Source organism: Flavobacterium sp. H4147 (genome assembly GCF_029360735.1).
Taxonomy (GTDB): Bacteria; Bacteroidota; Bacteroidia; order Flavobacteriales; family Flavobacteriaceae; genus Flavobacterium; species Flavobacterium endoglycinae.
Window position 1 is genome coordinate 1,208,988 of sequence record NZ_JARKNB010000001.1, and the last position, 24,459, is coordinate 1,233,446.

Here is a 24,459-nt window from a genome sequence, read left to right on the forward strand (position 1 = left end):
AAAATTGGAAAAACCTAAATCACTTGCTGATTTAGGTTTTTTTCTTTTATAAAAATGCGATATTTTTGACGTTTAATATCTGCATAATGCAAAACGTTTCTGAAGCAGCTGCTTACACCTTACAATTCATAAATCAGACGCAAAAATCGATCTTCTTGACTGGAAAAGCCGGTACAGGAAAAACTACTTTATTGCGCGAAATTATTGCCACTACACACAAAAATACAGTTGTTGTAGCACCTACAGGTATTGCGGCATTAAATGCAGGAGGTGTAACGATACATTCGATGTTTCAGCTGCCATTTTCAGCCTTTATTCCTAGTTATCAAGACAGTTCTCAGTTTACTGAAACCGTAAAATTTGAAAACAAAGAATCACTTCGCAGACATTTCAAAATGAACAATGTAAAGCGAAATGTGATTCGAAATATGGAGCTTTTGGTCATTGATGAAGTCAGTATGCTGCGCGCTGATCTGCTGGACGCTATCGATTTTATGATGCAGACCGTTCGTAGAGATACGAGAGCTTTTGGAGGTGTTCAGGTGCTTTTTATTGGAGATTTATTACAGCTTCCGCCCGTAATTCGTGATGAAGAGTGGCGAACACTGCGAAATTATTATAAAGGAAAATTCTTTTTTCATTCGCATGTAGTACAACAGAATCCACCGTTATATATCGAATTATCAAAGATTTACCGCCAGAGTGATGATGTTTTTATTTCGGTTTTGAACAACCTTCGAAACAATCAGATCAGTAAAGAAGATATCGAGGTTTTAAACCAATATGTAAAAGCAGATTTTGATTTAAAATTGAATCCGGGATACATAACTTTAACAACTCATAATGCAAAAGCAGATACTATTAACGAACAAGCAATCAATGATCTGAGCGGAAATGAATTTACTTTTCTGCCATTTGTAGTAGGCGATTTTCCAGAAAAAATTTATCCAGTTGAAGAAAACCTCAAACTCAAAGTAGGAGCACAGGTAATGTTTGTTAAGAACGATCTATCATTTGAAAAACGATATTTCAACGGAAAAATGGCCGTTATAAAATCACTTTCTGATCAAGAAATTTTTGTTCACTTTCCAGAAGAAAATAAAACCATAGAAGTTGAAAAATACGAGTGGAAAAACATCCGTTACAAAGTAAATGAACTTACAAAAGACATTGAAGAAGAGGTTTTAGGTACATTTGCGCATTATCCAATCAAATTGGCGTGGGCAATTACCGTTCATAAAAGCCAGGGATTAACTTTTGAAAAAGCTGCGCTCGATGTATCGCAAGTTTTCCTTCCGGGGCAAGCCTATGTAGCGCTTTCTCGTTTAACGTCCTTAAATGGGCTTATTTTGCTTTCTGCAATGCAGATGAATGGACTTTCAAATGATCAAGATGTAATGGACTATGCTCTGAACAAAGCAAACGAAAACGATCTTAAAAATTCCCTTCACTTCGAAACCAAAAATTTTATTCATAAGTATTTGATAGACAGTTTCAACTGGACAGATCTTGCACAAGAATGGCGAAATCATCGTTTTAGTTATAATGAAAATGCGACAGGATCTGAAAAATCAAAACATTCGGCATGGGCTCATAAACGCTTAGATTCTATTGAACAGCTCGTGAATCCAGCTCAAAAATTTATTGCGCAGCTCAATAAGATTTTTGGTGGAGAAACCGTTGATTTGGTGTTTGTAAAAGAAAGGGTAGAGGCAGCCTACGATTATTTCTTTAAACCGATGGATAAATTGGTTACTGATATTTTGAATAAAATGGCTGAAATTCAGAAGTTTAAAAAAGTTAAAGAGTTCTACGAAGAATTAGCATTTTTAGATGACCTGCAGACGCAGGCTGTTTTGAGGTTAATGAAAGCCAGACTTTTGATGGATATTGTGGTTTCCCGTGAAACCATTAACAAAGACAGTTTATCTTCTCCAGCCATAAAAAATTATAAATCTGATAAGATTTCGAAAATTAGAGACGAGCAAAAAAGCGCCAATACGGATATGTTTCACGTGGAAGAACCTCTCAGTAGTTATACTGCCAAAAAAGCTGATAAAACAGCCGAAAAAGGCCCAAAAAAAACTACTGTCGAAGAAACGCACGAACTCTGGTTACAGAAAAATTCAATTGATGACATTGCACGAATTAGAAAATTAACCGTGCAGACGGTGGAAACCCATTTTATAAAACTCATTCAGGCTAAGAAAGTAGATATTTCAGATGTGCTTTCGTATGATAAAATCCTTGCTCTTCGTGAAGCATTTCAGTTTTATCAGGAAGAATCTCTGGCACCTTTAAAAGAAAAATATGGCGACGAATTTACATGGGATGAACTTAAGATGTTCAAAGCCAGTATAAATTAATTTTGTTTCATTTTCATTTTTGAATTTTGTACTTTAGAATGGGATTCAAAATTTTGAATCCGTTTATAAAAACATTATGTAAAATAGAAAATTATGAAAAAGCTAGTATATATTTTATTCTTAATTCTTTGTATTCAAAATACTTTCAGCCAGGATCTGAAACCAGAATATAAAAAGTTCTTGAAAACATTTATCGACGATGTTAAAAACGATAGGAAAGAGGCTATTGCCAATAACATTTCTTATCCTTTGCATCGTGAAAACCCAATACCATCTGTCAAAAATAAAGCAGAATTTATAAAACGTTATTCTCAAATTTTTGATGCCAATTTGAAGAAAGAAATCACATCTTCAAATGTTGATAAAGATTGGTCAGAAGTGGGCTGGCGCGGTATTATGCTCAATAATGGAACCATTTGGTTTGACACCGATGGAAAACTGAAAACCATCAATTATGAATCAAAATATGAGAAAGATTTAAAAGCAAAACTGATTTCTTCGCAAAAAAACAAATTACATTCTAGTATTGCTAAGTTTAAAGAGCCAGTTTATATTCTGGAAACGTCTAAATTTAGAATCAGAATTGATGATTTAGGAAACCAAAATTACCGTTATGCGTCATGGTCAATTAAAAAAGCAATGAGTGAAAAGCCTGATTTGATTATTACCAACGGAAAATGGACTGCTGACGGCAGCGGAGGAAACGGTAAGTTCGAATTTAAAAAAGGAGCTTATGTTTACGAATGCTATATTATCGTTTTAGGCACATCTGATGCCCCTCCTGCAACATTAACTATCTATCAGAACAAAAAGGAGATTCTTGCTCAAAATGCGAAAATTGTTCCACGTTAAACATAAAAAAAGCGATTCATTTTGAATCGCTTTTTTTTATAATTTTTTTGATTTTATAGATTTTCAACCAAAATCCATGCGTCTGGATTTTCGCCTTTTTGTATTTCTTTTTGTGCTTTTTCAGCTTCAGACATTGTGGCGTAACTTCCGTATAAAACCGGGAATAATCCGTGTTTATTTTCGCCCAGCATTCTTGCCTGATAACCATCTTTTATCAATTGGTTATATGCTTTTCTGGCATTGGCTTCACTTCTAAAGGCGCCAGCCATAATGTGATACGGCATTTTTTTCTCTTCAACGGTTTCTGTTTTAGCAGAATCCACAGCCATATTTACTGCTGGAAGAGGATTTTGAATAAAAAAAGTAGCTTCCTGAATCTTGTTCTGAACTTTCTTTTGAACCGCTCCTTCTACCACAAGTGTTTGCGTAGCAATTTGATTTTGATATAATGGATATCCAATGCTTCCCGTAATTCCAAGACCTAAAACTAAAATCGCTGCATATTTCAAGAATGAACCAGATGATTTTGTTTCCTCATTTTCGTATAATGGAACTGGTTTTTTCTCGGCAATCTGTTCGATCTTTTTCTCGAAAATTTCTTTCTTAACGAGCGGAGAAACAAACGGACTTAACCCGAATGAACTTGTCAAATAGTTGGTTTGATCGTTTGGTGTAAAGATGAAATTGTTCTCATAATTCAAACGAATATCACCAATGTTTTTAAGACTTATTACGCCATTTTCTTCCAGCGTTTTTTTCCAGTTTGTCACTTCATTTGCAATGGCATTTACAGCAGTACCGTACGATATACCTTCTGCCTGCGCGACATGATTTGCCAGCAGTCCGTCATTGTTTTTTAAACGGCTGTTAAATGAAATTAATTTTTTGGGTGGAAAAAACGAATTAGTACTTTCATTCAGCTGAGCTGATTGAATTTCGGTTAAAAATGCTCCAAACCCTGGAACCGTTACACACTGGTAACGATATAATAACTGTGCTATGTAAGTCTCGATTTTCATATCAGCAAAGTTAGAGAATGAATATAGTTATCAAAAATTTATTCACAATTTTTATTAACAATTCACGATTTTTTATAGATAATTAATTTTCAATAATTTAAAATAAGAGTTATTCAAAATTGCACTGTTCAATTTTTTAAAAATGTAATATTTATTAGGAAATTACTTTGTTTTAATGATATTTGCACCTCAAAAAGAAAATAGTTTTCGTTTCTATTTTACATAATATTTTAGAAAAATGTCAGATCAGGATTTATTTTATTTATTAGCCTTAATGAAGGTAGAAGGAGTGGGAGATATTATAGCTAAAAAGCTGATCACAAACTGCGGCAGTGCCGAATCTATTTTTAAAACCGGTTTGAATAAAATTGCTGCTATTGATGGTATTGGATCAGCACTTGTAAACAATCTGAAAGACAAAAGTATTTTTGAAAAAGCCGATAAAGAACTGAAATTCATTCAATCGAATAATATTCAAGTATCTTATTTTCAAGATGAAATATATCCCGAAAGATTGAAGCATTGTATAGATTCGCCAGTCTTAATTTTTGCTACAGGAAATATCGATCTCAAAAACCGAAAAACCATCAGCATTGTTGGTACACGCCAAATTACTTCTTACGGAATTGAGTTTTGCCGAAAGTTTATTGAAGATTTAGTACCGCTTGATCCAGTTATAATCAGTGGTTTTGCTTACGGAGTAGATATAATGGCGCATCAAATGGCTATGGAATACAATCTGCAAACGGTTGGTGTTCTCGCACATGGACTCAATCAGATATATCCTAAGAACCATAAAAAGTATATGGCAAAAATGGAAGAGAATGGTGGTTTTATAACCGAATTCTGGAGTACATCTCAGCCCGATAGAGAGAATTTCGTGCGCAGAAATCGTATCGTTGCAGGTATTAGTGAAGCCACAATTGTAATTGAATCGGCTGATAAAGGCGGTTCGCTCATTACAGCAAATCTAGCAAACGATTATAACCGAGATGTTTTTGCGGTTCCCGGAAGAGTTACAGACAAATACAGTCAAGGCTGCAACGATCTTATTAAAACTCAGAAAGCAAATGTATTAACATCTGCGGCAGATCTCGTATATGTTTTAAATTGGGATATCGAAAAGAAATCCAAACCAGTTCAGAAACAGTTGTTCGTGGAACTAGAACCTGATGAACAAATGGTTTATGATTTTCTTATTAAAAACGGAAAGGAATTGCTTGATAGTATTGCTCTAGAATGCAATCTTCCGATATTTAAAATCTCAGGTATTCTGTTAAACATGGAATTAAAAGGCGTAATTCGCCCTCTTCCAGGTAAAACTTTTGAAGCTATTTAACGAGTGACTTTGTTATTTATTTTTGTTTCTGAAATGCTTGAATAATCGGTAAAAAACAAAAATAACCAGTATTGCAAAAGCTATATTTAAAATCTGAAACAGATATGGCGGGATATCGTAATCTTCAATATACTTATTCATATTTTACTTCTAATATATTAATAATTATAAAGTTACGTAAAATTGATTGCAAGTTAAGTTATAAATTAATAAATATCCCGCTGAGAATGTTATTTCGACATTTCGATAGAAAAAATAACACTTGAAATTTTCCAGCGTCCGTTTGCTTTTACAAGCTGCCAGTATTCTTTTCCCCAGTTGGTCATTGAATCTTCAGACCAAAAACTGTAATCGAAAGTAACGCTGGCAATGGCATCATCATTTTGAATTTGAATGTTTTCGAATTTCTCCTCGCTCTTTTTATCCTTCATAATCGATTGAAAGAAAGCTTTATAACTGCTCGTAAAATAGTTTTTTGTTACGACAGGTTTCGCCAATCTTTTTGTTTGCGTTTTTTCTTTCATCACGCCAATCCAGTTTACATTTTCTTCAAAAAACAAACTTTTAAAAGTAGCAGAATCTTTTGCTATAATGCTGTGCATAAAGGAATTTAAAATCTGGTGGATTTCTTCTTGATCTTTAGATAATTCTTGTGCCGAAACTAGGTTTAAGGACAAGATTGCAAAAACAGTAATAATGATTTTCATGAGTTAATGATTACGATTTAAAATATAATTTTTGATTTTAGCAGATGGATTTTCAATTATATATCTAAAAATCAATCCTGTAATTAAACAAGTAATCATACTGATTAGGAACGTTAAATTACTTTCTTTTTCCAAAGAAGTTTCTTCTATAAAAGATTGCATGATGTGTATAATACCTTTGTGAGAAAGATAAACAGCGTATGAAAGTGTCGCAAGTTGCGCTGTCCAGTTTGATTTGAAACGATACAAAAACGAAGATTCTGAAACGGCCGACATCACTATCAAACCAAAACTAATTGAAACTGCTGTAAATCCAAATACCGAAGCTAAATGCGATGTTTGATCGTTACAAATCCACATTGAAAAACCTAATAAAGCAATACCAACAAGACATAAATAATTGCCGTTTGAGTTTATAAATTTCTTAAACCAAAGTGCATTTTCATAAAAATAAGCAATGGCAATTCCTGAGAGCAATCCGTCTAATCGGGTGTATGTGGGATAATAAATTTTCATGTACCAAATACGCCAAAAATCGTCGCTGTTTATATTGGGAACCACGAAAATCTGCCATGAAATTTCTCTGAGAATTATTGAAAAGAGAAATAAAAGAACCAAAAAATAGTTGAAAATTCTAAACTTTTTATAATACAAAAAAAGCGCTAATGTCAACGGAAACAAGAGATAAAATTGCTCTTCAATACATAGCGACCAAGCGTGGGAGAATGTTCCGAAATTGAAAAGATCTAATTCGATATTCTGTGTAAAAGTGATGAATTTCCAAATAGTAGGCAGCGATTCTCTTTCCCTAAAAAAAGGAAATAGAAAATAGAGAGAAAGCGTTACAACATAAGGCGGTACTATTCTAAAAAACCGTTTTGTGAAAAATGCTTTTAAGCCAATTTTTCCATTCGAATTGACTTCATGAAAAAGCTGTCTTGAAATTAAAAATCCGCTTAGAACAAAGAACAAATCTACACCCATCCAGCCAAAACGTCCGTAAGTATCGACCCATTCCGGATGAGCAAACATTCGGTAGTGGTATATTAAAACCATCGTAATGGCCAAAGCGCGTAAGTGATCTAGTCCGTGAAATTTTTCTGCAGCTGTATGCATTTGTTTTTTTATGCAAAGAGAACTTGATTTTTTGATCTTATTTTCTGATTTATTCAAACGGAAATAATTCTCATGTAAAAAGCAATGAATTGAATTTCAAGTGCATTTTTGGTTATCCACATTCAATTCATTGTTGTTCATCACGATTTGGCATAATATGCTTTGTGATTGTTTATTTTTGAATTATGATTAAAAATTCAAATAGTACTCAAAAACAGAAGATTATATTCCAAGTGATATTTTGGTGCGCCTTTTTTTTAATAGGTGAAGTCAAAATTTATGCAGAATATAAACACCCAATGTTTTCTCAAATAATCCCATATGATCTCACGCATTTGTTGTTTCAGATTCTGGCGGCCAATTTTGCATACAGTATTTTAATCAAAAAGCTGTTTTACAGAAAGCGATATTTCGTATTTATTGTTTCTTCAATCTTGGGTATTTATGGAATTTCGGTTTTAAATAGATTATTTACGATCTATATCGCAGAACCTTTTTTTATCGAAACACCAAAAGATGATATTTGGAGTATTGTAACAGATTTGAATTATTTATTCTGCTTTTATGTTATCCCAATTGTGACTGCATCTTTTATTTTTGTTTCGATATCATTTATGCTTGATTTAAGAAACGAAAAAGAGAATTCGGTACAATTACTCAAAGAGAAAGCAGAATTAGAATTAAAGGCCTTAAAAACGCGTTTAAATCCGCATTTCTTATTCAATACACTAAACAACATTTATTCATTGTCGATCATCAACTTAAACAAAACTTCAGAATCCATAAGCCGGCTCTCGAATATGCTGGATTATATTTTATACAAAGCAGAAAAAAAAATGGTTTTGATTTCGGAAGAAATGAAAGTAATCAAAGATTATATCGAATTGGAAAAGCTGAGGTACAATGAAAGATTACAATTGATTGTTACGGAAAACATTCAATCCGAAAATCAGATTCCGCCTTTGCTGTTTTTATCTTTGGTTGAAAATGCTTTTAAACACGGAGCTGCCTGTAATACTGGGAAAATTTCTATTTTTATTTCCGTAGAAACTAATGTGGTCAAAACAGTTTTAAAAGTTGAAAACTCATTCATCCCGAAAGAAAATATGAATTCTAAAGGTCTTGGATTGAAAATCATTCAAGATCAGCTGAAGATTATCTATGGTGATCAAAGTCAGTTTGAAATTGAAAATAAAAACGGGTTTTTTAAAGTTCAAATACAAATTCCTGCCAATGAAAATTAATTGTGTTGTAATTGATGATGAGCCGCTGGCAGTACAATTATTAGAAAATCATATTTCTAAAATTGAAGATTTACATATCATTGGAACTGCGCAGAATGCATTGGAAGCTTATAAACTGCTAAAACAGAACTCTGTCGATTTGATTTTTCTAGATATCAATATGCCGGATTTAAACGGAATTGATTTTTTAAAATCTCTGCATCATAAACCCAAAACGATTTTTACAACCGCTTACCGCGAATTTGCGATTGAAGGTTTTGAACTCGAAGCTGTCGATTATATTTTGAAACCCATAACGTTCGAACGTTTCTTCAAAGCGGTTGAACGTGTTTTAAGACAAAATCCTGATAGTAATGTGGAAGAATTCATTATGTTGAAATCCAACGGACTGCAGCATAAAATTGCATTAACCGATATCTTATTTTTTGAAAGTCAGGGAAATGACATTAAAGCGGTTTTAAAAGGCAAAAAAGAAATTGCGGCAAAATATAAAATTAGTGATCTGGAAATGAATCTGTTTTCTAAAGGTTTTTTACGGATTCACCGTTCTTTCTTAATCAATCAAAAAGAAGTAAAAGCAATAGGAAACAACGAATTGATTATTGATAATTACTCAATTCCGGCTGGCCGCATCTATAAAGAAAATTACGATCAGCTGAAGCAAGATTTCAAAAGAATAGCAAATAAAAAACCCGAAAGATGATCAATCGGGTTTTAAATTATTTAGTACCATGAAGCTTCTTCTGAGCTGGCAAATTAATTTACTTTTCAAAACCAAGTTTCTCACGAACTCTTTTTAAAACGCCGTCAGCAATAACTGATGCTTTGGCAGCACCTTTTTTCAAAAGCGCATCTACTTCCTCTAGATTGTTTATGTAGTAGTTGTATTTTTCTCTTTCGGTTTTATATTTCTCAGTAATCAATTCAAAAATAGCTTGTTTGGCGTGTCCGTAACCATAATTTCCACCTAAATAATTGGCTCTCATTTCGGCAATTTGAGCATCATCTGCCATTAAAGAATAAATAGCAAAGGCATTGCAGGTATCAGGATTTTTTGGAGCTTCAAGCGGAGTACTATCCGTTTCAATGCTCATAATCTGTTTGCGCAGCGCTTTATCATCCAAGAAAATATTGATATAATTGTTGGCTGATTTACTCATTTTTCCTCCGTTTGTTCCCGGAATAAGCATGCTGTCTTCCTGAATTTTAGCTTCTGGAAGCACAAAAGTTTCTCCCATTTGGTGGTTGAATCTTGCCGCTACATCACGTGTAATTTCTAAATGCTGTAATTGGTCTTTACCTACTGGAACAAACTCGGCATCATATAATAAAATATCGGCTGCCATTAACATCGGATACGTAAAAAGTCCAGCATTAACATCATCTAAACGATCTGCTTTATCTTTGAAGGAATGTGCAAGTGTCAAGCGCTGAAACGGAAAAAAACAGCTTAAATACCAAGTCAACTCAGTTGTTTGTACTACATCAGACTGTCTGTAAAATGTAACACGGTCAATATCCAATCCGAAAGCCAGCCATGCAGCAGCTACACTAAAAGTGTTTTCTCGTAATGTTTTTCCATCTTTAATTTGTGTAATCGAATGTAAATCAGCTATAAACAAAAATGATTCGTTTGCTGGATTGTTAGATAATTCGATCGCTGGAATAATTGCTCCTAATAAGTTTCCTAAGTGAGGCGTTCCTGTACTTTGAACACCAGTAAGTATTTTTGCCATTATTTTTATTTCTGAACCGCGAAGTTCGCAAAGTTTATTTCTATAAACCACAAAGTTCGTGATTTTTTTAGAAAGTTCTAATAGATTGATCTTTGTACGCTAATTGCTTTAGCAATTTTTACAAAAACTCTTTTTCTCTGCGAAAACTCTGTAAACTCTGCGGTAAAAAACCAATCCCAATTATTTTTTAATAGAATTCATTTCTGTTTCTTACTTTTGAAGTTATGAAAATATTAAAAATTGCTTTTTGGATTATCTGGCGCATATGGTTTTACGTTTTAATGGCGGTTCCAATACTCATTATGCTGCCGTTATTGCTTATTTCTATTATCTCTGAGAAAGGATATCCGTATTTCTTTAAAATGGCCCGCATTTGGGCTAAATTCATTCTTTTCGGAATGGGATTTTATTACAAAATCAAAAAAGAGCAGAAACTTATCAAGAATAAAAGCTACATGATTGTGGCCAATCATACGTCGATGACAGATATTATGCTGATGCTTGCCATTATCAAAAACCCGTTTGTTTTTGTGGGAAAAAAAGAATTAGTTAAGATCCCGTTGTTTGGATTTTTCTATAAAAGAACCTGTATTTTGGTGGATCGAAATTCTTCTAAAAGTAAAAATGAAGTTTTCAAAAGAGCGCAGAGTCGTCTTAATCAAGGTTTAAGTATTTGTATTTTCCCAGAAGGAGGAGTTCCTGACGATGAATCTATTTTATTGGATGAGTTTAAAGACGGCGCCTTCAGGCTTGCAATCGATCATCAAATTCCAATTGTACCAATCGTTTTTGCGGACAATAAAAAACGATTCTCCTATACTTTTTTGAGCGGAAGTCCTGGAAAAATGAGAGGTAAAATTTTACCATTTGTAGAAACTGAAGGTCTTACTTCAGAGAACAGAAAGGAACTGAAAGATAAAGTTAGACAAATCATTTACAATGGATTAATTGAATTTGAAAAGAAAACATCCAAAGTATTAGTTTAAAAAACAAACCCGGTAAACAATAAAGTCTGCCGGGTTTTCTTTTGAACTAAAAACCCCTTTTTATATTCAAAAAGCTCTTTATCTATGAATTATTTTTTCAGATATAAATCGTAATATTTTTTTAAACTTCAATTTGGTTTTTCTGCGGTTTTTATTCAGCAACGTTTCTAGTATTTCTTTCATGGCTAAAATATTATAGGTTTGGTTATTAAAGAGTTTCGTTAAAAACTCAGTTAATGGATAATATATTTAGATAACAAAAAATCAAAAAGGTTGGATTCTGAGAATAAAATTTTGGAACTATTTTTTAAAAACCCGTTAGTATATTAAACACCAACGGATTTTTATTGATAACCAACCAAATTTATTCTAAAAAAACCTTGAGAATGGGTATATGGCAATACCGCAAATCGCACGTCTTTTTATTAGATGAGGTTTTTTAAAAAAGGTTGCGTCATTTTTTTACTTTTTTTTAAAAATAAAAAACCCGACAGCTTTACAGTGTCGGGTTTATGTGATAAAGTATTGATTTTAAATACTTTTAGAAATATTAAGCATCTGCTAATTCTTTCATATGAGCTTTAATTTTTTCTTCAAGCTCTTCTGCTAATTCTGGATTATCTTTAATTAAGGCTTTAACGGCATCACGACCTTGTCCTAATTTTGTATCTCCATAACTGAACCATGATCCTGCTTTTTTAACGATATCAAATTCAACTGCTAAGTCAAGGATTTCACCTGTTTTAGAAACTCCCTCTCCGTACATGATATCAAATTCGGCAGTTTTAAATGGTGGTGCTACTTTGTTTTTTACGATTTTCACTTTAGTTCTGTTTCCAATTACGTTTTCACCGTCTTTAATTTGAGCAGAACGACGAATATCTAAACGTACGGAAGCGTAGAATTTCAATGCGTTACCTCCAGTTGTAGTTTCAGGATTTCCGAACATTACACCAATTTTTTCACGAAGCTGGTTGATAAAGAAAACCGTACAGTTTGTTTTGCTGATAGTTCCAGTAAGTTTTCGTAATGCCTGTGACATTAAACGTGCGTGAAGACCCATTTTAGAATCTCCCATTTCACCTTCGATTTCACTTTTTGGAGTCAATGCCGCAACCGAGTCAATTACCACAATATCAATTGCTCCAGAACGGATTAAGTTTTCAGCAATTTCAAGTGCCTGCTCTCCGTTGTCTGGCTGTGAAATAATTAAGTTCTCGATATCAACATTTAATTTTTCAGCATAATTTCTGTCAAAAGCATGCTCAGCATCAATAAATGCAGCAATTCCACCCGCTTTTTGAGCTTCTGCAATTGCGTGTAAAGTTAAAGTAGTTTTACCAGAAGATTCTGGTCCGTATATTTCAATAATTCTTCCTTTTGGGTAACCATTCACACCAAGAGCTAAATCTACTCCAAGAGAGCCAGAAGAAATCGTTTCTACCTCTACAATAGCTCTATCGCCCATTTTCATTACGGTTCCTTTTCCGTAGGTTTTGTCAAGTTTATCAAGTGTTAGTTGTAACGCTTTTAATTTGGCTTCTTTGTCTGCACTCATCTTTTCTTAAATTATCTAAATTGTTATTTTAAGCCCTCAAAATGAAAATCAAAAGAAGGAAATAACTTCTTGATTTTGGTTCGGCTTGGAAGTTGTAAAATTAGTCCTTTTTTTGAAGTTTGATTGTTCCAAATTGTCACAATTTTCATTACAAAAATAGAGCCTTTAATTCTGTCGCATCGGTAGGTTTTATTTTGCCTGCAAGCAGTAAACTCAGCTGTTTACGACGTAAAGCGGCATCAAAACGTTGTATTTCAAGTTCGGTTTCCGGTACTATTGGCGGTACTTCAACTGGTCTTCCGGTATCGTCTACGGCAACAAATGTATAAATAGCTTCGTTGGCTTTTGTTCTGTTTCCAGATTCGCGGTCTTCTACCCAAACGTCTATAAAAACTTCCATAGAACTTTTAAATGATCTTGAAACTTTAGCTTCGACAGTCACAACACTTCCAAGAGAAATTGCTCTGTTAAAAGCAACGTGATTTACAGAAGCCGTAACTACAATTCGGCGTGAATGTCTGCGGGCTGCAATACTCGCGGCGCGATCCATTCGGGCTAATAATTCGCCTCCGAAAAGATTGTTTAATGGATTAGTTTCGCTCGGTAAAACTAAATCTGTTAAAATAGTTAGGGACTCTGAAGGATTTTTTGGATTCATTTTTTTGAAATTTAAAATAATTGCGGCTGATAAATTAATTCAGCCAGTATACTGCTATAACGGCAGGAATAAAATATATAACAATGGTTCTCGCTCCATCGTAATCTTTGGCTAATCGTTGTCCGAAAAGCATCATTAACAAACTAATACAAGAAAATATTGCACCGTAAAAGCCATATTCGCGTCCGCTGTTTGTCAACAGCTGAATAATGCCAACGGCACTTAAAATTCCAGCAATTAATTCTACTACCAATAAGTGAAATAAGGCAAGCGGAACTTGGTTTTTTAATTTGGTTTGGGCAAAATGCTCTTTGAGCCAGGCAACATTATCTTTCCAGTAAAAAATCTTCTCATACCCTGATTGTAAAAAAGTTAAGGTTAGAAAAGCTAACATTAAAATTGAGGCAGCATTATTCATTTTAGCATTATTTTTTATGAATTAAACGAGTCAGTTTTATAGATAAATCCGTGAGGATTATTTTGGCATTTCCGTTTCTTTCAATGTGGTATAAAGCATCTGAAAGTTCTTTAAAAATCTCATGAATATTATTTCCGTTTACGAAAGGCGCAAAATTTTCCAGTTTAAATTTGTCCACTTTTGGCTCTATGTAAACCAAACTTGGCGCTTCATAATTTAGTAAAAGTGCCTGCCTGAACATTTCGATACAAAACTGAATGAATTTTTTCTGGCTTTCGCGTCCTAATGAGGCGATTTCTTCACTCCACGAAATTAAATCTTGAATAGCGGCTGCATTTCCCTTTGCTCTAAATGCCGCACGCACCCAATTTACAAACCATTGTTCAAATGGAAATTCAGAGTCATCTTCCTTTAGGAGATGCAGCGCTTTATTGAAATTTCCCTGAGCCTGATGTGCTATTTTTTTAGCATAATTCAAATCAATGTTTTCTCTTGCCACTAAAGCCTCGGCAATTACTTTTTCGGGAAGTGCGCTAAACTGAATTACTTGACAACGAGAGCGTATGGTTTGAATAATATCTTCTTCATTTTCAGAAATCAAGATAAACATCGTTTTGTCTGAAGGTTCTTCAAGAAGTTTCAGTAGTTTATTTGAGGCAGCGATATTCATTTTATCGGCCATCCAGATAATCATGATTTTATAACCGCCTTCATAGGATTTTAACGAAAGAGATTTTAAAACTTCCTGAGCATCTTCAACCCTGATTTCTCCCTGTTTGTTTTGAACGCCTAAAATTTTATACCAGTCAAATAAACCTCCATAAGGCATTTCTTGAATAAAAGTGCGCCAATCCTGAATAAAGTCTAAACTTTTGGGTTTGGTTTTTACATCTTCGGTAGTAACGGTTGGGTATATAAAATGAAGATCCGGATGCGAGATGTTTTGAAATTTCAAATTACAGGATTCATTACCATTTTCGTTTTCATTTCCTGTATTGCCGCACAAAATATACTGCGCATAAGCGATTGCTGTCGATAAAGTTCCGCTTCCTTCAGGTCCAATGAATAATTGTGCATGAGGAATTCGTCCGGAAGAAGCACTTTTTATTAAGTGACTTTTGATGTAATCCTGACCTAAAATTTGAGAAAATTGCATGAAGCAAAGATAACAGAAAATGATGTAGTCAAAAATTTTAGTGGGAAAGATTATTGGGGATATTTTGAGAGGAAAAAAGGCAACGATTTTTCATTAAAAAAATTGTGTGTCCTGAACCAATTTTTGTTAATAAAGTACTTCGTGCTAGCAGATATCAAGACTTTTTTGTTAATATTTTTTTGCCTAAATCGACAAACGTAAGTTTTTTTTGACTATTTATTTATACCTGATTGTTATTTTTCATAAAGAATATCTTACGTATTAGCTGTTAACAAATTTAACAAAAACCCCGTTAAAACGCACATTTTCTCGACATAACACTGATTTTTAAGGTTTTTTTAAGTTTTTTTTTTGAAAAAAAAAATGAAGAAAGTTGCAATTTAAGTTAATTTCTATATTTTTGTTTGCATCAACAACCAATTATATAATAAGAATTTATGAAAGGGAAAATTATTTTATTTAGTGCATTTTTTATCATGACAACTGCAGCTGTTTCGGCTCAGGCAAAAAACGCTCCAAGAAGTATTATTAGTACAACGGCTCTTATTCGTAAATACCATGATCAAAAAGAATTGAGTGGTATGCAAAAAGGGGAACTTTTGGAATTGTACATTGAGCGAATTAAAGTATTAGTGAAAACTCTCCCTTACATTGCTTTGGTTACTAAACCAGGTGTTACTATGGCAGACTTAGGTATTCCGGACGATGGTGATCACAAGAAAATTTTAGATAACCAAGCAGTTGGTACATCAACTTTCTTAGATACTACAGTAGAGTTCCAAAGAAAAATGATGCCTTACTCAGATAAAGGTAACCTTATCGCAGCTATTTTATTTTACGAAAACACATTAAAATCTTTACACGAGTTCAACGAATTGAACGAAATGTAATTTTTTTCAAAAAAATAAAACCTTTTTTAAACCAGTTACGTAAATCGGATTTGAATTTATGTAACATTTTGGAAAAGATAAAACATCAGCTCGTTCTCGATTATTCTGAAATTTTATTAGAAAATTCGAGATGAGTTTTTGCATTTACGCATACCCAAATTTATTATTAACCTAATACACACCTTTATCATGAAAAAAATTACTCAATTGATCTGCGTTCTTTTGACAGTTACGAGTATGAGTGCTCAACAAGAGAAAGGAATTATGGGCTATACTAACTGGTTAAATAACTGGACAGAATTTAAGCCAAACAAAGTAGAGTATGGAGAGCCAAACCAAATTTTGGCTGGAAACATTTCTGTAAACACAAAATTGCTTAAGAGAAATATTTATGTTCTTCAAGGGAATGTTTATGTAACAAACAATGCAGTTTTAACAATTGAGCCAGGAACTTTAATTATTGGTGATTTCGAAACAAAAGGAACATTGGTAGTTACTAAAGGTGCTCAAATCATCGCTGACGGTTTAGAAACAGACCCAATCGTATTTACATCTAACAGAAGCCAGAAAAAAGCGGGTGACTGGGGTGGACTTGTAATTCTTGGTGATGCACCACTTAACAAATTCGGTAACGTAGGATCTTACAATATGGATCTTGATCCATCTCTTACTACTTACGGTGGAGACAACGCTGCTTCTAACTCTGGTATCTTAAGATTTGTTAGAATCGAGTTTGCAGGTAAAAAAGTAAAAGGAGTTGATACTTTCAACGGTTTAACTCTTGCTGGTGTTGGTAACAAAACAATCTTAGAAAATATTATGGTAAGCTACGCTGGTGGTGATTCATTTGGTTTCTTAGGTGGAGATGTTAACGCTACAAAATTTGTATCATACAAATCAATCAACGATGACTACAAATTCTCTCAAGGAGTTCAATGTCGTTTTTTCAACTCTTTAGCAGTTAGATCTTCTTACTTCTCTAGTACAAAAGACGGATCTCGTTGTATGGAAGTTAAATCATACGAGAAAAAGAGCGAAACAGATTTTACAAAAAAACAAACTTTAGTTGTGGCTTCAAACATTACTATGGTTAATGACAGTGAAAACATCAACGCTGATATTCAAGCAGGATTAGTAAAAGAGGCTGTTTATGTAGCTGAAAATGCTTCTCTTGAAATGAAAAGAAGTGTAATCTCTGGATTTAACCCTGCAGTATTATTAGACAGCAAAACTGAAATTAACGATGCCAACCTTAAAAAAATCAAATTTGAGGAAATGTATTTCAACTTATGTAAAGGAAACATCTTTACTGAATACAATTCTAACAACGAAGATTTAGAAAGCTGGTATGGTAATAGTGTATTCTTCAACGTTTACTCACAAAGTGATAACAAAGAGACATTTATTGATATTTTCAATCCAAAAAGACCTGATTTCAGACTTCAATTAGGAAAAATTACAGCATCAAGCGGAAAATAATAGATAAAAAGATTTCGATTTTTATTTCCAAGCGTAAATTTTATTAATTAAGTCCCCAGACACAATTTATGTATCGTCTTACTAGGACCAAATAAAGATCAAAACATAATGGCTCTATCTACAAAAAAATATTTGTTACCTATAATATTTTTGGTTGCTCCTCTTTCGATTAGTCTGTACGCACAAAACACAGAAAAACCTACTGTTTCTGGCTGCGAAATGACTTCGACTGCTGTAGTGAATCAAAACAACGAATTAGCTGTTAAAAACAGCGTCAAATTAGATAATTCTAATCAGTTTATGGTAGGGCTGTCCATCCCCAAGGACAGCCTTACTGTGGCAGCTGAAAAGAGTTCATCTACATCTGAAGAATGCGAAGAAAAAACGTTTATTAGTTCTACCTCAATTCTTGCAAAAGATATTATTGAGAACTATAAATATGACTTTTCTGAAACATTCATTGATATCTTGTTTTTTGAGCGTATAGACTTAGCAAGAACTCGTACTATATGATTCGAAAAACTACTTTATCTTTTTTTAAAGTTTTATTTCTGTTTAGTATACTGTTATGTACTAAATCGAATTCTTATGCTCAAACAGCAACACTAGTTGGCCAGCAGCTTCCTTTTGACAGGATCTGTGCCGGATTAATTGTTAATGGACAGCCTTTTAACGAATATAATGCTACGTTTAGTTATTTAAATTTTCCTGCAGGAACTACTTTTGAAATAGAACTTTCAGACGAAAATGGGAGTTTTACAACTCCTACTGCAACCACTAAACTTTCTTTTGTTGACGATCCTGCTACTCAGCAGCAAACCATAAAATTTGCTATTCCAACAGATTTAAAAGGATCTGATACATACAGTATTCGTGTAAAAAGCAACACAGCAACTCCGGTATATAGCCAAAGGTTTAGAAATTTGCAAAACCAAACTACGTTTCCTGCTTTTTACAGAACATATGCCGAAAACTTTTTTATAAATGATAAAGAGTCAACAGCTACTATGTGTACTGGTGGAAATGTCAGCCTTTCTGTGTACAACCCAACGCCTGGAGATATTCCTTCATCGCCTGCAAACTATCCAAATTTAACCTATAAATGGTATAAAGATGATGTGCTAATTGCAGGACAAAGTGGTACAACGTTATTGGCAAATGCACCAGGAGTTTACTATGCACAAATTAATTACGGAGGCTGCGACGATGAGAACTTAAGTTCAAATCGTGTTACGGTTGTTTCTTCAAACGGCGGTTCTGCGGTAACTATCAATTCAAGTTTAGGAAATCCTTTTTGCTCAAATGGTACAGGAACTGTATTAACAGCAACTTCAGGAAACAGTTATAAATGGTACAAAGACGGCACGCTGATTACAGGTGCCGTTAACCGTACTTATTCAACAAATGACTCAGGTGTTTATACAGTTGAGGTAGATTTTGGAGGATGCGTTTCTTCTGGAAGTATCAATCTTCAGAGTAATGGTTTTAATGCCAGTATTGATGTGGCTGACCAATATGAGTTAAAAGAAGGTGAAACGTTAAACGTATCCGTAACCACTGATGCAACAACTCCAAAATTTGAATGGTATTTAAATAATATCCTTATTCAGGGTGCCACAACCGCAAATTATGCAGTAAGCGTAAGAGGACTTTATAAAGTAGTTATTTCACAAGAATCAGGCTGTATTGCCACGAAAGAATTTACTTTCAGAGTAACCTCTGAAGCAGATGCTACAACCACAGTAATACCAAATATCGTAAAGCTAAGCGGTAATTATCCATATTGGAATATTCCAGATGTTTATAAAACAGCCTCGACTAAACTTATAATTTTAAGTTCAAATGGTGAAGTAATGTTCGATGATGTAGGGAGCAATTACGATCCGGAACTTAATTCTTTTATTAAAGATTTTAAAAATGTCAATCCAGTTTATTACTATGTCATTCAATCCGACACAGGTGAAAAAAAAGGATCAATTACTGTAATTAAATAATATGAAGAAAATTTTACTATTCATCACTTTATTTTACAGTATTTCAAATACACTCTATTCTCAGGATAAAAATGAGAATGGAGTTGTTTCGTTTTCGTTACCTATAAGAAATTCGTTAAAGTTCAATAGATATATAATTAACCCAACGTTCAGTTTTGTTCGCGAATCAAACCCTTACGCAAGTTTCTATAACAAGAGACAATGGGTACAGTTTGAGAATGCGCCACAGACTTATTTAGCAGGTTATTCAGGTCGTTTTAGAGAAAATGAAGCTTTTGCGTTTGGCTTATTCCAGCAAAATTATGGTCTAATGACTGTTTTTGGCGGAGTAGTCAATTTTGCACATAACGTCGTTTTACAACAAGACAGCAATTTAACCTTCGGATTAAATGTTGGAGCTTATAAAAGTGGTTTAGACAAAGGAAAAATTATATCGGATGACGTAGATATTTTGAATGGAGAATATCCTTCAAATATGCTGCTTACCGTAAATCCTGGGATCAATTATGGAACCGCTTTCATGGATTTCGGATTATCGATTAACAATTTAGTTCTTTATAATTTCGGTTCAGGAGTGGTTAAAGAAGATCCTGAAAGAGCAATAGAACTTCATGCGATGTATACAGGTTATATAGACAGCTATGGATTTTTTGAGCAAAGTAAATTTTCAGGAATTGTAAAAACAGAACTTAAAAAAGACAAAACCGTTATTTCTGGTCTTGGTATGCTTTCTCTTAAACAAGGAGTTTGGGCACAAGCAGGATATAACACGCTGTATGGAGTTTCGGCAGGTTTGGGTGTGAATATTTCACCAAGTATTGCCATTGAATACAACTATGAAAGAGGAATGGGAAATTTTACCAATATGGGACCTTCTCACGAGTTTGCCATAGCATATAAATTCAAAAATAGAAATTACTATTATGGTGATGACGAAGAAGGTGCTTTAATCGATCCGTCAAAGCCTAAATCAAAAACAGTATTAGCTAAAGATGTAGCATCTGCCGAGCCAGTAAACAGAGCAGAAGTTGCTGAGAAACAAAAATTAGCTGCAGAAGCAAAAGCAAAAGCCGATGCCGAAGCAAAACAAATACGACTTGCAGCAGCAGAAAAAGCTAAGGCAGATGCAGAAGCCGCAGCAAAAGCAAAAGCTGAAGCAAAATTACTAGCAGACAATAAAGCCAAAGCAGATGCGGAAGCTAAAGCAAAAGCAAAACTTGATGCAGATAATAAAGCTAAAGCAGATGCCGAAGCTAAAGCACTAGCTAAATTAGAAGCAGACAATAAAACCAAAGCTGATGCTGAAGCAAACAAAATACGATTAGCAGCAGAAGCGAAAACAAAAGCAGATGCAGCCGCAGCAGCAAGAGCTCAGTTAGCAGAAGCAAACAAAGCACAAGCAGCGGCACAAAAAACACAAGCGCAGTTAGCTGCTGATAAAGCAAGAGCTGATGCAGAAGAAAGAAGATTGAAATTAGCCGCTGATAACAGAGCCAAAGTTGATGCAGCCGCAGCAGCAAGAGCACAGGCAGCAGCACAAAAAACAAAAGAACAATTAGCAGCAGACAAATCTGAAGCTGATGCAGAAGCATTAAAATTAAAATTAGCAGCTGATGCAAAAGCTAAGGCCGATGCTGAAACGTTACAAGCAAAATTAGCTGCAGCTGAAAAAGCAAAAACAGATGCAGAAGCAGCAAAAGCAAAAGCAGCAGCAACTAATGCAGCAGCGCCAACACAACAAAAGACAGCCGCACAGCTTGCAATAGAAAAAGCAAGAGCAAATGCTGAAGCAGCAGCTAAAGTGAGATTGGCAGCAGCAGAAAAAGCAAAAGCCGATGCTGAAGCAGCAAGACAAGCAAGAGTAGCAGCAGCCGAAAAAGTAAAAGCAAACGCAGAAGCAGCACGAGCAAAATTAATAGCTGATACACAAGCAAAAGCCGAAGCAGCAGAAGCTAAACGTAAAGCCGATGCAAAAGCAAAAGCTGAAGCAGCTGATTTAGAATCAATACTTGCAGCTGATGCAAAAGCAAAAGCAGATTCAGACGCACTTCAGGCAAGGCTAGCAGCAGAAGCGAAAGCGAAAGCAGCATCTGAAGCTAAAACCAAAACGGCTATTGATGCGGCAAATAAAGCCAAAGCAGCAGCAGATCTAAAAGCAAAAGCGGCTGAAGAAGCAGCACTAAAAGAAAAATTAGCAGCTGATGCAAAAGCGAAAGCAGATGCAGAAGCAAGACAAGCAATAATAGCAGCTGAAGCAAAAGCAAAAGCAGATGCAGAAGCACAGAAAATAAAACAAGCTGAGGAAGCGAAAGCCAAAGCCGCAGCGGAAGCTCAGGCTAAACTTGACGCAGAAGCTAAAGCTAAGGCTGATGCAGAAGCACTAAAAGAAAAATTAGCAGCGGATGCAAAAGCGAAAGCAGACGCAGAAGCACTTCAGGCAAAACAAGCAGCAGAAGCTAAAACTAAAGCAGATGAAGAAGCTCGTCAGGCGAAATTAGCAGCTGATGCAAAAGCAAAAGCAGATGCAGAAGCATTACAAGCTAAGTTGGCAGCCGATGCAAAAGCTAAGGCAGACGCAGAAGCTCTTCAAGCAAAACAAGCAGCGGAAGCTAAATTGAAAGCAGATGAAGAAGCACGTCAGGCGAAATTAGCAGCCGATGCAAAAGCAAAAGCCGATGCAAAAGCAAAAGCCGATGCAGAAGCATTACAAGCTAAGTTGGCAGCGGACGCAAAAGCTAAGGCAGACGCAGAAGCTCTTCAAGCAAAACAAGCAGCGGAAGCAAAAGCAAAAGCCGATGCAGAAGCATTACAAGCTAAGTTGGCAGCGGACGCAAAAGCTAAAGCAGACGCAGAAGCACTTCAGGCAAAACAAGCAGCGGAAGCTAAAGTGAAGGCAGATGAAGAAGCACGTCAGGCGAAATTAGCAGCCGATGCAAAAGCAAAAGCCGATATGGAAGCATTACAAGCAAAATTACTTGCTGATGCTAAAGTTAAGGCCGATGCAGAAGCTACTGCAAAAGCGCAAGCAGAGGCTGAAGCTCAAAAGTTAAGAGAAGCAGAAGAAGCACGTCAAGCGAAATTAGCGGCTGATGCAAAAGCAAAAGCAGATGCAGAAGCACTTCAAGCTAAGTTGGCAGCAGATGCAAAAGCTAAGGCCGATGCAGAAGCACTTCAGGCAAAACAAGCAGCGGAAGCTAAAGCAAAAGCCGATGAAGAAGCTCGTCAAGCGAAATTAGCAGCAGATGCAAAAGCAAAAGCGGATGCAGAAGCATTACAAGCTAAGTTGGCGGCAGATGCAAAAGCTAAGGCCGACGCAGAAGCTCTTCAGGCAAAACAAGCAGCCGAAGCTAAAGCAAAATCAGATGAAGAAGCTCGTCAAGCTAAGTTGGCAGCAGATGCAAAAGCTAAGGCAGATGCAGAAGCACTTCAAGCGAAACAAGCGGCAGAAGCTAAAGCAAAAGCCGACGAAGAAGCTCGTCAAGCGAAATTAGCCGCTGATGCAAAAGCTAAGGCAGATGCAGAAGCTAAAGCCAAAGCAGCCGAAGAAGCTCGTTTGGCTAAATTAGCAGCTGATGCAAAGGCAAAAGCAGATGCAGAAGCGCTTCAAGCGAAACAAGCTGCTGAAGCAAAAGCAAAAGCCGATGAAGAGGCTCGTCAAGCGAAATTAGCCGCAGATGCAAAAGCGAAGGCAGATGCTGAAGCAAAAGCCAAAGCAGCCGAAGAAGCTCGTTTAGCTAAGTTAGCAGCTGATGCAAAAGCTAAGGCAGATGCAGAGGCAAAAGCAGAAGAAGCACGTCAGGCGAAATTAGCAGCTGATGCGAAAGCAAAAGCAGATATGGAAGCCGCTCAAGCTAAATTATTAGCCGACGCAAAGGCGAAAGCAGATGCAGAAGCAACAGAAAAATTAAGAGCAGAAGAAGAGTCTAGAAAACTAAGAGAAGCAGAAGAAGCACGTCAGGCAAAATTAGCAGCTGATGCAAAAGCTAAGGCCGATGCAGAAGCGGCAGCAGCAAGAGCAGCGGCGGCAGCGAAAGACGAAACTGCTAAAGCAATCGAAAGTTTAACTCAGTCTATAGAAAGTTCAAGTAAAACGCAAAGTGATTTATTAGCACAATTCAATGCAACTGTAGCAAATAAACAAAAAGACTTGAACGACTTAAAAGAAGAGAACGATTTAAGTGAAAAAGGTATTTACAGAGAGCCAAAACCGTTCAAGAGTGTAGCGGCTGAAAATAGCCAGATCGAAGCTTTAAAATTACAATTGGCAGATGCCAGCAGAGCACAAAAAGAAGAGATTGCGAAGCTGACAAATTTATATAATGAAAGGCTTAAAAAGGTTCCAAATAAAAACGACGCTTTAAACAAAACGTATCTTGAAAAGATCAATCAGTTAAAATTAGCTCAATTGAAAATGGAGCAGGATGGTGCAGCTTTATTAGCAGATTTAGAACGTATCAAAGCTGAAACTGAAATCGAGAAAAAACGTAGAATTAAACGTGCGGCTTATGAAAATGATCAAGGAAGATATGCACAGGATCTAGCAGCTCTTAAGCGTATTAAGGAAACAACAAAAGTCAGCAGTACGCCATTAACAGCAAGCGACTTTGATTTTGGAGAAGATCAGTCAAATATGCAGATCATTAAGAATATTAAAAATTCTGAAAATGGTTATTATATGATTCTTGCAGTACACAATAGTGTTGAGAAGAGAGATCAATTCCTAACCAAAGCGGTGCAAGCCGGATTGACAGATATTAATTTCTTCTATAATGTGACGACAAGTAAATATTACATCTATTATGAAAAATTTGATGGTTTACAAGAAGCAACGAAAGCATTAGAATCGAAAGGGACTAAGCCATATAACGGGAAAATGGCTATCGTAAAAGTTGAAAATTAGTAAAGAATTATATAGATCTAGACTTCTTTGAAAAAAGAATA

At 35.2% G+C, this 24,459-nt stretch carries 19 protein-coding genes; 11 read left to right on the plus strand and 8 right to left on the minus strand.

All coding sequences use genetic code 11. The features are described from left to right. The first annotated feature begins 86 nt into the window (after nucleotides 1-86). On the plus strand, nucleotides 87-2,366 hold the full coding sequence (locus tag P2W75_RS05360) for a helix-turn-helix domain-containing protein (protein ID WP_276379330.1): 2,280 nt from the start codon (nucleotides 87-89) through the stop codon (nucleotides 2,364-2,366). A gap of 93 nt (nucleotides 2,367-2,459) precedes the next feature. After that, a complete protein-coding gene (locus P2W75_RS05365; RefSeq protein WP_276379332.1) occupies nucleotides 2,460-3,218 on the plus strand; it encodes a hypothetical protein in 759 nt (252 codons plus the stop codon). 53 nt (nucleotides 3,219-3,271) lie between these two features. Here the strand turns inward: P2W75_RS05365 and P2W75_RS05370 are convergent, their stop codons facing one another. Then, a complete protein-coding gene (locus tag P2W75_RS05370) occupies nucleotides 3,272-4,237 on the minus strand; it encodes an SPOR domain-containing protein (protein WP_207298468.1) in 966 nt (321 codons plus the stop codon). Nucleotides 4,238-4,475: 238 nt separating this feature from the next. On the opposite strand from P2W75_RS05370, the gene dprA reads away from it, so the two are divergent. Next, entirely contained in the window at nucleotides 4,476-5,576 is a 1,101-nt protein-coding gene (dprA, locus tag P2W75_RS05375) for a DNA-processing protein DprA (protein WP_276379334.1), read from the plus strand. A gap of 230 nt (nucleotides 5,577-5,806) precedes the next feature. Here dprA and P2W75_RS05380 read toward each other — a convergent pair whose 3' ends face one another. Next, nucleotides 5,807-6,283 (minus strand): nuclear transport factor 2 family protein, encoded by a 477-nt coding sequence (locus P2W75_RS05380; RefSeq protein ID WP_276379335.1) that lies wholly within the window; start codon nucleotides 6,281-6,283, stop codon nucleotides 5,807-5,809. 3 nt (nucleotides 6,284-6,286) lie between these two features. Beyond that, nucleotides 6,287-7,399 (minus strand): acyltransferase, encoded by a 1,113-nt coding sequence (locus tag P2W75_RS05385; protein WP_276379337.1) that lies wholly within the window; start codon nucleotides 7,397-7,399, stop codon nucleotides 6,287-6,289. Nucleotides 7,400-7,698: 299 nt separating this feature from the next. Between P2W75_RS05385 and P2W75_RS05390 the strand changes: the two genes are divergently transcribed. Both P2W75_RS05390 and P2W75_RS05395 read left to right on the plus strand, forming a co-directional pair. Then, the gene (locus P2W75_RS05390; protein ID WP_276379339.1) at nucleotides 7,699-8,643 is read left to right on the plus strand and encodes a sensor histidine kinase; all 945 of its coding nucleotides are present in this window, start codon (nucleotides 7,699-7,701) and stop codon (nucleotides 8,641-8,643) included. Further along, nucleotides 8,633-9,346 carry a LytTR family DNA-binding domain-containing protein gene (locus P2W75_RS05395; RefSeq protein ID WP_276379341.1) on the plus strand — a complete coding sequence of 238 codons (714 nt, stop codon included), beginning with the start codon at nucleotides 8,633-8,635 and terminating at the stop codon, nucleotides 9,344-9,346. Before P2W75_RS05390 ends, P2W75_RS05395 begins: the two co-directional genes overlap by 11 nt. A gap of 58 nt (nucleotides 9,347-9,404) precedes the next feature. On the opposite strand, the gene trpS is transcribed toward P2W75_RS05395, so the two are convergent. Then, nucleotides 9,405-10,379, minus strand: a complete 975-nt coding sequence (trpS, locus tag P2W75_RS05400) for a tryptophan--tRNA ligase (protein WP_276379342.1) — start codon at nucleotides 10,377-10,379, stop codon at nucleotides 9,405-9,407. A gap of 224 nt (nucleotides 10,380-10,603) precedes the next feature. On the opposite strand from trpS, the gene P2W75_RS05405 reads away from it, so the two are divergent. Beyond that, on the plus strand, nucleotides 10,604-11,365 hold the full coding sequence (locus P2W75_RS05405) for a 1-acyl-sn-glycerol-3-phosphate acyltransferase (RefSeq protein WP_276379343.1): 762 nt from the start codon (nucleotides 10,604-10,606) through the stop codon (nucleotides 11,363-11,365). 550 nt (nucleotides 11,366-11,915) lie between these two features. Here P2W75_RS05405 and recA read toward each other — a convergent pair. The 4 genes from recA to P2W75_RS05425 form a co-directional block, all read right to left on the minus strand. Beyond that, nucleotides 11,916-12,923 carry a recombinase RecA gene (recA, locus tag P2W75_RS05410; RefSeq protein ID WP_207298479.1) on the minus strand — a complete coding sequence of 336 codons (1,008 nt, stop codon included), beginning with the start codon at nucleotides 12,921-12,923 and terminating at the stop codon, nucleotides 11,916-11,918. Between the two features lie 148 nt (nucleotides 12,924-13,071). Further along, nucleotides 13,072-13,581 (minus strand): acyl-CoA thioesterase, encoded by a 510-nt coding sequence (locus tag P2W75_RS05415; RefSeq protein WP_207298480.1) that lies wholly within the window; start codon nucleotides 13,579-13,581, stop codon nucleotides 13,072-13,074. Between the two features lie 34 nt (nucleotides 13,582-13,615). Next, on the minus strand, nucleotides 13,616-13,999 hold the full coding sequence (locus P2W75_RS05420) for a DoxX family protein (RefSeq protein WP_207298481.1): 384 nt from the start codon (nucleotides 13,997-13,999) through the stop codon (nucleotides 13,616-13,618). Nucleotides 14,000-14,006: 7 nt separating this feature from the next. After that, complete coding sequence (locus P2W75_RS05425) at nucleotides 14,007-15,155, minus strand: DNA polymerase III subunit delta' (RefSeq protein WP_207298482.1); 1,149 nt, start codon at nucleotides 15,153-15,155, stop codon at nucleotides 14,007-14,009. A 437-nt stretch (nucleotides 15,156-15,592) separates the two neighbouring features. On the opposite strand from P2W75_RS05425, the gene P2W75_RS05430 reads away from it, so the two are divergent. From P2W75_RS05430 to P2W75_RS05450, 5 genes are all read left to right on the plus strand, one after another. Next, entirely contained in the window at nucleotides 15,593-16,045 is a 453-nt protein-coding gene (locus tag P2W75_RS05430; RefSeq protein ID WP_207298483.1) for a hypothetical protein, read from the plus strand. Nucleotides 16,046-16,234: 189 nt separating this feature from the next. Continuing rightward, on the plus strand, nucleotides 16,235-17,524 hold the full coding sequence (locus P2W75_RS05435) for a hypothetical protein (RefSeq protein ID WP_207298484.1): 1,290 nt from the start codon (nucleotides 16,235-16,237) through the stop codon (nucleotides 17,522-17,524). Nucleotides 17,525-17,632: 108 nt separating this feature from the next. Continuing rightward, nucleotides 17,633-18,037 carry a hypothetical protein gene (locus P2W75_RS05440; RefSeq protein ID WP_276379345.1) on the plus strand — a complete coding sequence of 135 codons (405 nt, stop codon included), beginning with the start codon at nucleotides 17,633-17,635 and terminating at the stop codon, nucleotides 18,035-18,037. Next, nucleotides 18,034-19,518 (plus strand): gliding motility protein SprC, encoded by a 1,485-nt coding sequence (gene sprC / locus P2W75_RS05445; protein ID WP_207298486.1) that lies wholly within the window; start codon nucleotides 18,034-18,036, stop codon nucleotides 19,516-19,518. The genes P2W75_RS05440 and sprC overlap by 4 nt, the downstream gene beginning before the upstream one ends. Nucleotide 19,519: 1 nt before the next feature. Continuing rightward, the gene (locus P2W75_RS05450; protein ID WP_276379346.1) at nucleotides 19,520-24,418 is read left to right on the plus strand and encodes a type IX secretion system membrane protein PorP/SprF; all 4,899 of its coding nucleotides are present in this window, start codon (nucleotides 19,520-19,522) and stop codon (nucleotides 24,416-24,418) included. Nucleotides 24,419-24,459: the final 41 nt, after the last annotated feature.

What these genes read in the sequence shown, in the direction of transcription:
- P2W75_RS05440 (WP_276379345.1), top strand. Translation starts at nt 17,633, where the DNA reads ATGGCTCTATCTACAAAAAAATATTTGTTACCTATAATATTTTTGGTT.
- P2W75_RS05390 (WP_276379339.1), top strand. Translation starts at nt 7,699, where the DNA reads ATGTTTTCTCAAATAATCCCATATGATCTCACGCATTTGTTGTTTCAG.
- P2W75_RS05435 (WP_207298484.1), top strand. Translation starts at nt 16,235, where the DNA reads ATGAAAAAAATTACTCAATTGATCTGCGTTCTTTTGACAGTTACGAGT.
- P2W75_RS05420 (WP_207298481.1), bottom strand. Translation starts at nt 13,999, where the DNA reads ATGAATAATGCTGCCTCAATTTTAATGTTAGCTTTTCTAACCTTAACT.
- P2W75_RS05360 (WP_276379330.1), top strand. Translation starts at nt 87, where the DNA reads ATGCAAAACGTTTCTGAAGCAGCTGCTTACACCTTACAATTCATAAAT.
- P2W75_RS05370 (WP_207298468.1), bottom strand. Translation starts at nt 4,237, where the DNA reads ATGAAAATCGAGACTTACATAGCACAGTTATTATATCGTTACCAGTGT.
- sprC (WP_207298486.1), top strand. Translation starts at nt 18,034, where the DNA reads ATGATTCGAAAAACTACTTTATCTTTTTTTAAAGTTTTATTTCTGTTT.
- P2W75_RS05415 (WP_207298480.1), bottom strand. Translation starts at nt 13,581, where the DNA reads ATGAATCCAAAAAATCCTTCAGAGTCCCTAACTATTTTAACAGATTTA.
- P2W75_RS05380 (WP_276379335.1), bottom strand. Translation starts at nt 6,283, where the DNA reads ATGAAAATCATTATTACTGTTTTTGCAATCTTGTCCTTAAACCTAGTT.
- P2W75_RS05425 (WP_207298482.1), bottom strand. Translation starts at nt 15,155, where the DNA reads ATGCAATTTTCTCAAATTTTAGGTCAGGATTACATCAAAAGTCACTTA.
- P2W75_RS05430 (WP_207298483.1), top strand. Translation starts at nt 15,593, where the DNA reads ATGAAAGGGAAAATTATTTTATTTAGTGCATTTTTTATCATGACAACT.
- P2W75_RS05450 (WP_276379346.1), top strand. Translation starts at nt 19,520, where the DNA reads ATGAAGAAAATTTTACTATTCATCACTTTATTTTACAGTATTTCAAAT.
- P2W75_RS05365 (WP_276379332.1), top strand. Translation starts at nt 2,460, where the DNA reads ATGAAAAAGCTAGTATATATTTTATTCTTAATTCTTTGTATTCAAAAT.
- dprA (WP_276379334.1), top strand. Translation starts at nt 4,476, where the DNA reads ATGTCAGATCAGGATTTATTTTATTTATTAGCCTTAATGAAGGTAGAA.
- trpS (WP_276379342.1), bottom strand. Translation starts at nt 10,379, where the DNA reads ATGGCAAAAATACTTACTGGTGTTCAAAGTACAGGAACGCCTCACTTA.
- P2W75_RS05395 (WP_276379341.1), top strand. Translation starts at nt 8,633, where the DNA reads ATGAAAATTAATTGTGTTGTAATTGATGATGAGCCGCTGGCAGTACAA.
- P2W75_RS05385 (WP_276379337.1), bottom strand. Translation starts at nt 7,399, where the DNA reads ATGCATACAGCTGCAGAAAAATTTCACGGACTAGATCACTTACGCGCT.
- P2W75_RS05405 (WP_276379343.1), top strand. Translation starts at nt 10,604, where the DNA reads ATGAAAATATTAAAAATTGCTTTTTGGATTATCTGGCGCATATGGTTT.
- recA (WP_207298479.1), bottom strand. Translation starts at nt 12,923, where the DNA reads ATGAGTGCAGACAAAGAAGCCAAATTAAAAGCGTTACAACTAACACTT.